This is a genomic window from Nocardia sp. TBRC8007 (genome assembly GCF_056629435.1).
Genome location: NZ_JBWSOR010000054.1, coordinates 1 through 11622 on the forward strand (window position 1 = coordinate 1; position 11622 = coordinate 11622).

The following is an 11622-nucleotide window of genomic DNA, read 5'->3' on the forward strand; positions in this document are numbered from 1 at the left end:
TCACCTGCAGCAGTTCGGATGCAACCAGTCGCAAGCCCCAGGTGCAACCACCACCGGCCGATCTTTCACAACCTAGAACAGTTCTGCTAGCTGACAACATCGATCAGCGCTTTCGCCTGAAATGCGAGCCCTTATGCGGCGCGGACAGTTGTCTGACTCCGCACTGTCTACATCTTCACGTGCGGCTGTGTGTGAACTGCAACGAATTCCCTCGGACGGTTGGTGACTGCCGTTGCAACGTTCGAGGCATCATGATGACTTTTGGGCGGGCAGTCGAAACCTCCTACAGTACAGTCACTTCATGCGCAGCTTCTCCCACTGCGAAGGGTAAACCATGGTTTACCCTTCGCAGTGGGAGAAGCTGCCTGGCGAACCCATGGCGTTGTTCCAACAAACTTCCCACACCGTGCAATCTACTAGTTTGAAACACTCGTTCTCGAATGCCTGAGGCCGGTCTGACTGCGGATTTCATTACACGAACCTCACTGATTGCCAAATCGTCACTGTGACGAAATCACCTGGGGTTCAAGGAAGAGCTGACATTAGATAGGGAGTGGAACGATCCCTTGTAGGCGTCAGCTCTCCGGCATCCGCCCGTCCTGATCGGGTCGGGGCACTCCGGCAGAGTCCAGCCATGCATTGACAGCATCATCCACAGTCTTCGAAATGACGTAGCCGCGCTTCTTGATCCACTCGAGGCGCGCAATCGTTGAAGCATGTAACTGCGTACCGAACTGCTTCTTGCTGATACCCTTGCGCACCGGTAGTTCCACAGATGGCTCCGAAGACACTGTTGTTTCGCCATTGGTGGGTGCACTTGAAACAGCCTTCACAGATGGCTCCTTGGACATGGGGCTGTGTGGTCCGTTCGACGAATCGCCGCTATGAATGTTGACACTAGAAATATATCTTATATTCTCTCTTATGGTCGTAGTTCTATTGCGGCGATTCTCAATCAAATCCGAAGTAGCCCACTACAACTGGGTGAAGTACACGGAGGCAGAACCATGGTGTATGTCGAGGTCGTTCTGAACCAGAAGGGTGGCGTCGGCAAGAGCACCCTGACCGTTAACCTGGCGGCTACGACCGCTGATGCCCTTACTGGATCCGACCCTGACGCGTTTTCGCCGGTTGCGGCTGTCAGCATCGACCCGCAAGGGTCGGCGGTTTGGTGGGCTGACAGGGTGAAGGCTTTACCGTTTCATATCGTTCAGGCGCACAACGACGTCGGTGGCCTGCGAAAACTTAAAGAAGGTAACCGCATCAAGCACGTATACGTCGATACCCCCGGCTGGATAGGTCAGGAGAACGGCGAGGGCGGCAGCGATGAACTCGGCAGTGGTACATCAGCCGATGCTCTTCGTGCAGTGCTTGATCTCGCAGACCACGTCCTCGTTCCTGTCGAGCCGGAGCCACTGAGCTTCGATCCAACTGCCCGCACGATCGAGAAGGTCGTCAAGCCACGCGGTTTGGACTTCACCGTAGTCATCAACAACTGGGATCCACGCGATGGTGACTCAGATCTCAAGCAGACCATGAAATACATCAACCTCGCCGGATGGCCTTTGGCCAACACCGTGATTCGACATTACAAAGTCCACACTCGGGCCGCAGCTGACGGGCTTGTCGTCACAGAGTATCCCCGTAGCCGTGTCTCGCTGCTGGCACAGGCGGATTTCAGCAAACTGGCTCTCGAGCTGAAGGCTGGAGCCCGCTGATGGCAAAGGGAGGACGTGCCGACTTTGCTGATCTCTTGGATTCGACTGGCGCGAACTCAACGATTGATGGCCGCAACGCGCCGCCGGCTCGTGAGCAGGTACCTCGGGCACACGTGCTTGACGGGAAGCCGCTAGAGATCAGTCTCGAAGACCTCATCGGCAATCCACTCAATCCGCGGGAGAAGGTGAATGTCGATGATCTCGCATCTATCGCAGAGATCCAGCTCCAACCTGCACTCATCGTGGATCGTGACATATTTCTGAAACTGTGGTCGGATCTCGAGCCACAACTCGGGACAGCCAAATATGTTGTTGTCAACGGGAACCGGCGCTTGCGGGCGGCCCGCGAGTACGGACGTACCACCCTTGAAGTCGTAATCAAGAATGAAGTCGCAGTGACACGAGCGACGCTTCGTGCGGCATCGCTTCGCGAGAATGTCGAACGGGAGAACCTCGACGTGATCGACGAAGCACGGGGGGTTAAGGCGCTTGTGGATGACTGCGATGGTAATGGCGCTGCAGCCGGACGGCAGCTCGGGAAATCGAAAATGTGGGTCTCGCAGAGGCTTACATTGCTGAAGCTTGCCCCGGAACTCCAAGCGAAGCTGCGGGCGGGTGAGTTGGCGGTCAGGGATGCACGTGAACTCGGCCGTGTTCCGGAGCCGGAACAGGTAGCTCGATGGGCGGCCCTGCTCGAGAAGAAACTCAGCAGAGATGAAGGCGCCGCCGGTTCGAAGCCAGAGTCGCGAAGTGTTGATGCTGCGAAAATCACTAAGACGTTCAGGAAATGGGACGTTGGCACCAGTATCCTTGCGTCGGCACTCTATACCTATCTCGGCGGGGAAGGTGTTGTCGGTCTGATCGAGCAACTGAATCAGATCTCTGCCTCGAGTGATCAGTAGATCCCTGGCGCCGAGAACTCTCTGATCCTAAGAAGTACACGGTCCTGATGGTCGACTGTGTGGGAAGTTCGTGATGGGTGGTAAACCGCGGTTTACCACCCATCACGGCCTGTGTGCGCTCCATCGGAAGGTCGGAGGGTAAACCGCGGTTTACCCTAGAGCTCAAGTCGTGTTCGGTCCCGCGGACCGAGCAGGGTCTCGTCAACCGAGCGGCCGCAACCGGTTTCGCCCGCACAGTCAGCTCCATCGCGCGGGTCGATATGGGACGATCGAGGAATGGTCGACGGCCTATCCGATCTTCTACCTTTGATCGATATGTCGCAGGTCCGAATCCTGACCAGTGATCTGAAAACCACGATTGCGGATGCATGGCAGGCGAGCAGTGCATGTGCCGGGTATATCGTACTCAGGTATGGCTGGCGCTCGATTACGCATCGTGGGCTGACTATGCCCTGCTGAACTCGACATCAGCCACACTCAGGTGTGTCGATTGATCGATATCGTTGGGACTACTTAGTGCTTGCCCGAGGTCGGCGACACGTTTGGACCGTCTCTTGTGAGAGGTCTTGGGCTAATCTGACCAGGCTTTGTAGGGTCTGCATGATCGCGTTGACGAGTTTGCTGTCGCATTCGTTCATCGCATCGCTATCAACAGTCCAAGTATCACTGACGATATTCCCGCTGCTGCGCGCGGCATCGTGTGCGAAATCCGTAGTCGTTTATTTGAATGCACCGTTACGGGGGACCGGAACATACGGGAGGCCGCACAGCCATAGAGCAACTATGAGCGCTGGCCACCGAGATAGGGAACTGATCTTCGAATTTGCGCCCATCTGCCAAGCTGATGTCAACGCCGCCGAGTTTGTGGATACGTTTGCCGACTACATCGGCATCGTGACCACTGATGTCTTGGTTTGCTGGTGCTACACCATCACCGATGACATGCGGTGCCTCTACCCCTTCTAACCTCCTCCGGTGTCCAAACTAGCCCAGATTCGACAGTTCAAGGGGTAAACCGCGGTTTACCCCCACATTCGCAGCACACGGTCCGCTCGAGCTTCGGCGGCATCGAGCAGGGCTTCGATCTCTGCTAGTGAGTCGAGTCCGCGCTTCCGGGCGGTAACACCTCGCTCGAAGTATTCACCGAGTGGAGGGCTGTGGTCTTCGAGTGTCAGTGTCGTTTCTGCGGGGGAATTTTCGACTTGTCGCCGTTTTCGCGGGCGATGGGTGGAGGCCCGGCCGAGGAGGTGGGATGCGGTGATCATTCCGATCGAGCCGGGGGTGAGTGGTATGGGCTTGAAGGCGGGGCGGCCATCGCGGTCGAGTGAGAAGAGTAGTGGGCCGGGAGCGAAGGCCTGCTGATCGGAGTTGTTCTCTGGGAGACTCTGCCGTTCGAGGTGGTGTTCGAGAAGGTAGACTCCTGCCGGTCGTGGGATGACATCGAGAACTGCTGACCACCGGCGGAAGGCTCTGACAGGACAGCGGGCCGAGTCTTCGGTGGCGTCAAGGGTTGCAAGAGGTCCGGATCCGACTGTGACTTGTTCGGACGCGACAGTGATTTCATGCCGCGTGAGAGAGGCGATCTGAGCGAATGAAAGCCCTGAGCGGGTCAGATGCAGAATTGCCGCGTCGCGGCGGCCGAATAGCCCTGCGGGCCATCCCCATACCGGCAAGTTCGGCAGGAGGTTGTCGATAAGAACTTGCAGCCGTGCTGTCCGAGCGGCACGGGCAGCGTTCAGAGTTTCTCTGAGGGCGGGTGCCCGGCCGGGTATGGGCAGTCCTGCGGTGCGGTGGGCCCAGTTAATAGCGCTGAGGCGACTTCGTTGTGTGGCAGGTGCGGCCGGTGCGGTGGTGAGATATGTACTGATCACGGCTGGGTCGGCGGGTAGTGGTATGTGACTGTGGGCGGTACACCAGTCTGTGAAGCGTTCCCAGTCGTATCGGTAGCGCATCGCCTGGTCGGGATTCACCATGGTAGGCGGATGACGGCGTTGCCGACGAGAGGTGCGTGTTCGCGGGCGTAGACGCGCAGCATAGCTACTGACTTGTGTCGCGTTTGGCGTTGGATCTCGTAGTCACTGGCACCGAGTCGATGGCTTTGGGTGACGAAGCCGCTGCGCAGTGAATGCCCCGCATAAGCGGTGGTTTCGTCCTCCTCATACCCGGCTTTCGTCAACCGGCGGCGAAGCATATCGCCGACAGCCTCTGCTGTTAGAGCGGTGGAGGCGATATTGCCGTGCCGGTCGACCGCACGGAAGGCGGGGTTCTTCGGGTTCAGGAGCTCGGGCTGGCGCCTGCGACACACATGCCGCTCGTAGCTGTCGTCGGTCTTGCTCAACAGGCGCTGCACGTGGCTGCGACCGCCGGCATCGTGGGCGGTCACCAGGTCGAACCAGCGTCGCCAGGCACAGGGCGGGCACGTGGAGGGGTCGGTACCGCGTGGGAGCGCGACTACTACTTCCTCCTCCTGTGATCCCTTCGAGATTCGCAGCCGGACATGGAGCCCGTCATGCCTGTGCGGGGTAATGTCTTCGATCCACCGGTCGGTCATCTCCGATGCGCGGAACGCCCCGGTGAAGCCCATCAACAGTAGTGCGGTGTCGCGGCGAGCTGCGATGCGTTGAGCGTCGGTGTCGGCCTGGCGCCGGGCTTCGTCGATCAGTTCGCGGATGTCGTCGACAAGGACGGGTTCGGCGCGTTTGGGTCTACGTTCGCCCTTGTCTCGGCAGGCTCTGCGGATGCCGTTCAAGACCTCGGTGACGATCCGCGCCGAGCCCGGATGCGGGAAACCGGCCGCGCGGTGGCGGTCCCCGATTGCTGCTACCCACCGGGTGAGGGTCGGTGGCGCGTAGCGTCGCCGACCCTCCTTGTCACGCAGTACGGCGGCTTCGCTGATGTAGAGTGCGACGGTGAGCGGGTGGGCAGGTAGTGCCTGGTGTCCCCGCGTAGCGTTATCTGCGCACCAGCGTCCGAAGCGTCGCCAGTCGGTCGCATAAGAGCGGATCGTGTTGCGTGCCTGCGCTGTTGCAGTGGATCTTCCGATCAGCCGGATATCCTCATCGGACAACGCGGGAAGCGGTGCTGCTGTCAACTCCTTGTCGGAGTCCACATCGATGATTCCGAGCGGCGTCAGTGCCATACGGACTCGCTCGATCTCGGTATCCGCTAGCGCTGGCGGCGTCGTTGGGCGGTAGAGTTCGATCTCCTTACCGGTCACGTACGGAGCTTAGCGGTGCAAACCGACAACCCCACCGGCACAGAGCGATTCTGCGTCGACAATGCTCGCGTACGACCGGCTGTTTCGATTCGGAAGAGTGATCGGTTTCACTGACAACTTATCCGACCAGGCTGTGGGCACGGGGCGGGTTGTGTGCGATCAGCCGATCCAATTCTCTGATGACCGCTGGCATGATCGGGGCCCAGTCTTTGAAGAGAGGATCCGCAATTCTCTTTTGCTCAGGCAGCCTTGCCAGTGAGTAGAACAAATAATCATAATATAATAATATTGCAATTTAAACATAAATTATGACCATGGACTGAGCCGATACCGCGCGGATGCGGTATGCGAACAAGTCGCCGAAGCGGAAGTTCGCACCGAGCTGTCGAAACGCTCGTTTTAGTTTCGCTGTCATTGTGGTGCTCCAGGAGCCCCGCAGGTGCGTGTGGGTCATGCCCATGCCGCGCCGCTCTTTCAGCACCTCTCGGTGGTGGGTGGGGTGACCAGGCTGTGGTGGTTGCCACCAGCGGTGACGGTGACCAGAGTCCCGGTACGACTTCGGTGCGGACCCGGCCTTCGCATTCGATCACGCCACGCAGATACATCGGGATCCCGCCCATCAGGGTCCTGCTGAGGTTGGCTTCCTCGTCGTGCTGGAGGTCCGATCAGGTCACCATGGAGATTTATGGTCGAAGTCGCGGCGTTTGCCCCGCACCGAGGAGCGTTTGCGGACAGTCAGGAGAGGACCAGAAGCTTGGGCTCGGCCAGGCTACTTCACGACCGGTGTTTTGTCGTCGATCCATTGATGTATTGCCCATTTCGGTCAAGTCCAAATGTGTGGTGTATCAGGGTGATCGCCTCATATTGCGCTTCAACCGATTCGGTGTCGGCCTGGTCGAACACCGAATGCAGAAGGGTACGAACCCAAGGCCAGGAGGTCTTCGGGCAGATACTCATCAAATTCACCGTGTAATGAGTGCGGCACCGCTGCCAGGACACGTCCGGCAAGGTGGCACCGATCGCGGCGACCAACCCGCCGTGAGCATCGGAGGTGACCAGCTCGACTCCGGTCAGACCGCGGGCGACCAGATCGCGGAAGAACGCCAGCCAACCGGCGCCGTCTTCACCACTGGTGACCTGCAGGCCAAGGATCTCTCGGTAGCCCTCTCGGCGTTGATACCGGTGGCGATCAGGGCGTGGACGTTGACCACCCGCCCGTTCTCCCGCACCTTCAGCACGAGAGCATCAGCGGCGATGAACGTGTAGGGGCCTTGGTCGAGCGGGCGGGTGCTGAACGCTTCGACCTGGGCGTCGAGGTCGGCGGCCATGATCGACACCTGCGACTTGGACAGTCTGGTCACTCCCAACGTTTCGACGAGTTTCTCCATGCGCCTGGTCGAAACGCCGAGCAGATAGCAGGTCGCCACCACCGATGTGAGGGCTCGTTCGGCGCGTTTGCGGCGCTCCAACAGCCAATCGGGAAAGTAGCTGCCCTGACGCAGTTTCGGCACCGCGACATCGATCGTGCCGAGGCGAGTATCGAAGTCTCGGTGCCGGTAGCCGTTGCGGTGGTTGACCCGTTCCTCGGATCGCTCGCCGTAGCCGGCACCGCACATGGCATCGGCCTCGGCGTTCATGATCGTGTGCATGAAGCTCGACAACATCTCCCGCAACAGGTCGGGACTCGCAGCGGCGAGTTGAGCATCGAACCCGGAGTTGGGGTCGATACGCTGGACAGAGGTCATCGCGTAGTTCTCCTTCAAGCGACTTTGGACGGTCTCTTCAAGGATCACGCGGTGACCTCCCCATCTCCGGCTACGACACGCTCGGACCAGGTCCGATGCTCAAGCGGTACACCACGCTATTGGACGCAACCTCGATGACCTCGATGATGAGCCGTATGAAGGATGACACGGCTGCGTTGTACGACGCGCTGGTCCAGGCCCATGGGTCCGATTTCGATATCGACAGTTTCACTCCGGATCCTGATGCTGCGCCGGTCGACATTCCTCGGTTGGAGAGTCCGAACGACTTGGTGCTGCCACTGGATCTGACGTTGCGCTTGCCGTGGCCGATGCTTCAGCGGCTGCAGGCTCGCGCCGCGCAGGCCGGCTCTAGTGTCGACGAGCTTGTTTCCGAGTGGGTGATGGTGGAGGCTTCGGCTGAGGACTCGGTACCGCGTGACGCCATTTTGCATATGCTCGCTCAGCGCCAGCGTCGTTCGGCCTGAGTGTTCGTTGGGTGCAGGGTGTTTCGGAGCCGGTATCCCGCGTCGAGGGCAGTCGTCACACCATGACAACTGCTGAGCGCCATAAAATAAAGCAGTATGGGGGCTCGCCCACGAACCGAGATCAGCGATTGCGTGCAGCCCCGTCGGCAGGTCAGGCGCGGCATGGTAAGAAAACCTTCGGTCACCCTGGCTGGACGCGTGTATTTTCGATTTAGTGGCTTTGACCTGAGCGTTTGTTGTGCTGACTCCGGATAACTGCCCTTATCTGGAGCGACACCAAAAAATACTACGGTGAGATACCCTCAAATGAGGGCGACGTGCGAAATCCCCGGTGGAGAGGTGGGGAGAAAGAGCGCTGTCCCCGGTCTCGAGCAGGCTGGGCGGCGGGCCTGGACCGCGTGTGAACAGGTTTCCTCCCGATGGGCACGTACCCGGACGGTGTACAAATGCTCTAATATCACCAGGTAGTGCCCAGGATCAGAGTCCTGCGTCGACGGCGGTCGATCAGGCAGCGATATTGAACAGTGTCAGCGCTGCGCTGCCTGCGCGCTGTTCGGTCTGTTCCTTCACGGCGCAGGTCGGGCCGATACCCGCGCTTACCGAGGCCGCTGATAACAGCCACCCATGACAGCGGCGGCAGTGTACTACGAGCCGTACTGTCGGCTGTTCATCGGTCTCGGTCGCGACCATGCGCGATCTCTCCTCCGGCCGGGATGTGTGTCTTCCTCAGAGTGCCATAAGTGAGCGACGTCTTCTTGGTGTGGTGACGAAAGCTCGCGGACGCCACCCAGCTGTCTGTGCCGACTGGCCAGGAGTGCCGCCAGAGCGTTTTCCGGTGCTATCCGGCCGTCCGTTTGCGGCTCCGCGTGGGAACAGGGTTCTGGTGCGCCTGTCGCTGTGGGGCGGGGACAGGGCCTGTCGATTCAACGGATCTATCCCAATCTTGATGGTAGTGTGCCCTGTTCTCCTCTGGTAGGTTTCGGTGCCGGAGTATCGGACACTGTCTTTCGACAGCAGTACCGTGTAACCCAGGGGTATGAGAAGGCCTCAGCCGTATCGCTCGACGAGCGCGTTGCCGATCGAGGCCAGGTGGTCTCGCACGCCAGGGGGGCCAGTCACCTCGAGCCATTCGACCAGCCAGGCGAGCTCGCCGGCGATCGCGTACTCGTTGCGGCCGCGGATCACGACCTCGATGCGGCCGTCGGTCATGGAACGTCCCACCTCGAGCCGACCGCCGAGTGCTATCCGGAGCAGGCCTATTCCACGGGGCGCGCACACCCCTTGGATTTCGAGAGGCGTTCGCTTGCGGTCGATCTCGTCAGCGATCTCGCGCCAGCTCTTGGCAAGGTCGAAGTCCTCGGGTCGGTGCACGGGATCGTCGGTCGGGTCGGCGGACGACACACGATCGATCCGGAAGGTCCGCCGGCCGACCTCAGTGTTGGAGACAAGGTACCAAGACGGACCTTTGGCAACGATGCCCAGCGGGTGGACGGTCCTCTCGGTTTCGACGCCTTTGCGGTCGACGTAGCTGAGCCGCACCTGGACACCGCGGATCACCGCGTCTTGGAGTTCGTCGAGAAAGCGAGGTGATCGGCGCTCGATCCGGCTCGCACCCCATCGTTGTGAGTCCATGACCAACGACGACGCTGCTGCCTCGGCCTGAACCCGGAAGGGCTCTGGCAGGGCATGGACGAGCTTACGTAGGGCTGCTTTCACGGCCGGTGCCGCAGCCGCGGCCGGGCCGGCGACCAGGAACAAGGCGCGGGCTTCACTTGCGGTCAACCCGGACAGGTCGGTGCGGGCGCCGCCCAGGAGGCGCCAGCCGCCGCCTCTGCCCTGCATGGAGTACAGGGGCACCCCGGCCATGGCCAGGGCGTCGAGATCGCGACGGGCAGTGCGCTCGGAGACCTCCAGTTCTCGGGCGACCTCTGCTGCTGTCACTTGTCCGCGCCGTTGCAGTAAGAGGAGGACGGCCACCAGCCGGTCGGTTCGCACCCTAACAACACTTTCATATAAAACCGGTCATGGGGTGACCGGTTTCTGTCGGCAAGATGGCGACATGACTTCACTGACGAGTCCCGCTACCCACGACTGTGTCGACTCTCGACCTATCAGGGTGCGCCGAAACTATCTTTGGACATCTTCGCTGTCTCACCCCGAAAGATAGAGAGGAAATGCAATGTTTGATCCAATCGATTTCCCCGAGCCAACCTTCATTTCAGTCAACGGTGTGGAACTCGAAGTCTTCGAAGCAGGCCGGGAAAATGCAGGAAAACCCATCATGCTCTGTCACGGCTGGCCAGAGCATGCTTTTTCGTGGCGCCATCAGATTTCTGCTCTTACCGCAGCGGGTTATCATGTCATCGTCCCGAACCAGCGAGGCTATGGCAACTCATCCCGTCCTACCGAAGTAACGGAGTACGATATCGAACACTTGTCGGGAGATCTCATTGCGCTTCTCGATCATTACGGATACGAAGATGCCACCTTTGTTGGTCATGATTGGGGTGCATTCGTCGTCTGGGGGCTGACCCTATTGCATCCGAACCGTGTAAACAAAGTGATAAACCTGAGCTTGCCCTATCTCGAGCGCGGAAAAAAACCCTGGATCGAGTTCATGGAATATACGTTCGGCAGTGATTTCTATTTTGTCCACTTCAATCGACAGCCAGGCGTCGCGGACGCAGTGCTCGAAGAAAACACATTCCAGTTCCTTCGCAACTTGTACCGGAAGAACGAGCCTCCCAGGGATCCTCAACCGGGTATGGTGATGATCGATCTCGCCAGAGCGGAAAAACCACTAGGTGAGCCCGTGATGAACGACAGCGAACTGTCCGTTTTTGTCTCCGCCTTCGAAGCATCAGGGTTCACGGGCAGCATAAATTGGTACAGAAATCTCGATCGTAACTGGTACTTGTTAGCGGATGTGGACCCGATCATCCAGCAGCCTGCACTTATGATCTATGGCGATCGGGATCCGGTCCGGAGGTCGGAAAAACTGACAGAGTTCGTTCCCAATATAGAAGTGGTCAACCTGGATTGCGGTCATTGGATTCAACAAGAAAAGCCGGAAGAAACAAACCAAACGATTCTGAGATGGCTGGAAAAGCAAGGTGTGAGCTAGCCTAAACTTTTTTCCGGTCCTACGGTCCGGTGTGATCGGTTTCGGATTTGTTTCCGGCTGAGCAGTCCCCGATAACGTGACCACCTGGGAATAGAGTCAGGTGATGTCATTCGATATTCGATCGGTCCCGCAGGCCACCGGGTAGTGAATGTGGGTGTATTCGTCCGGATGTACAGCCCAGCGCTGAATGCCGATGCAGACGGTTGTGATCGGCCTTGAAATCGCCGATCACAACCCTGGCTTCGAGCAAGCTCGTTCAGTGAGCCTTTTTCATAAGAGATAACCCGCGAGTTCCTTGAGGGTGTTGTAGTCTGCCAAGCCCCTGGACCTGGTCGGATTTGCTCGTGCGGTGCTTTGTGGAGTGTCTTGACCGAACTTCAGGATTAGTGAAGTAGATTCGATCGGTCCGAAGAAGCGCCGTTCGAGTTGAA

Annotated in this window: 9 protein-coding genes and 1 pseudogene; 5 read left to right on the forward strand and 5 right to left on the reverse strand. The window is 59.0% G+C overall.

Going from position 1 to position 11622, the window contains the following annotated elements; translation table 11 throughout:
* Positions 1-575: 575 nt before the first annotated feature.
* Complete coding sequence (locus ACX4ZE_RS22110) at positions 576-833, reverse strand: hypothetical protein (RefSeq protein ID WP_480275392.1); 258 nt, start codon at positions 831-833, stop codon at positions 576-578.
* Between the two features lie 174 nt (positions 834-1007).
* Between ACX4ZE_RS22110 and ACX4ZE_RS22115 the strand changes: the two genes are divergently transcribed.
* The 3 genes from ACX4ZE_RS22115 (at position 1008) to ACX4ZE_RS22125 (ending at position 3586) form a co-directional block, all read left to right on the forward strand.
* Entirely contained in the window at positions 1008-1718 is a 711-nt protein-coding gene (locus ACX4ZE_RS22115) for a nucleotide-binding protein (RefSeq protein ID WP_480275393.1), read from the forward strand.
* A complete protein-coding gene (locus tag ACX4ZE_RS22120) occupies positions 1718-2620 on the forward strand; it encodes a ParB/RepB/Spo0J family partition protein (RefSeq protein WP_480275394.1) in 903 nt (300 codons plus the stop codon). The genes ACX4ZE_RS22115 and ACX4ZE_RS22120 overlap by 1 nt, the downstream gene beginning before the upstream one ends.
* A 783-nt stretch (positions 2621-3403) precedes the next feature.
* Complete coding sequence (locus ACX4ZE_RS22125) at positions 3404-3586, forward strand: hypothetical protein (protein WP_480275395.1); 183 nt, start codon at positions 3404-3406, stop codon at positions 3584-3586.
* A 1000-nt stretch (positions 3587-4586) separates the two neighbouring features.
* Here ACX4ZE_RS22125 and ACX4ZE_RS22130 read toward each other — a convergent pair.
* The gene (locus ACX4ZE_RS22130; protein WP_480275396.1) at positions 4587-5837 is read right to left on the reverse strand and encodes a site-specific integrase; all 1251 of its coding nucleotides are present in this window, start codon (positions 5835-5837) and stop codon (positions 4587-4589) included.
* An 852-nt stretch (positions 5838-6689) separates the two neighbouring features.
* Positions 6690-7582, reverse strand: a pseudogene (locus tag ACX4ZE_RS22135) (IS256 family transposase); the annotation flags it as partial.
* A 155-nt stretch (positions 7583-7737) separates the two neighbouring features.
* Here ACX4ZE_RS22135 and ACX4ZE_RS22140 point away from each other — a divergent pair.
* Positions 7738-8067 carry a hypothetical protein gene (locus ACX4ZE_RS22140; protein ID WP_480275397.1) on the forward strand — a complete coding sequence of 110 codons (330 nt, stop codon included), beginning with the start codon at positions 7738-7740 and terminating at the stop codon, positions 8065-8067.
* A 504-nt stretch (positions 8068-8571) separates the two neighbouring features.
* Here ACX4ZE_RS22140 and ACX4ZE_RS22145 read toward each other — a convergent pair.
* Positions 8572-8757, reverse strand: a complete 186-nt coding sequence (locus ACX4ZE_RS22145) for a DUF6011 domain-containing protein (RefSeq protein ID WP_480275398.1) — start codon at positions 8755-8757, stop codon at positions 8572-8574.
* Positions 8758-9114: 357 nt separating this feature from the next.
* The gene (locus tag ACX4ZE_RS22150; protein WP_480275399.1) at positions 9115-10062 is read right to left on the reverse strand and encodes a helix-turn-helix transcriptional regulator; all 948 of its coding nucleotides are present in this window, start codon (positions 10060-10062) and stop codon (positions 9115-9117) included.
* Positions 10063-10246: 184 nt separating this feature from the next.
* On the opposite strand from ACX4ZE_RS22150, the gene ACX4ZE_RS22155 reads away from it, so the two are divergent.
* Entirely contained in the window at positions 10247-11191 is a 945-nt protein-coding gene (locus ACX4ZE_RS22155) for an alpha/beta fold hydrolase (protein ID WP_480275400.1), read from the forward strand.
* The last annotated feature ends 431 nt before the right edge of the window (positions 11192-11622 follow it).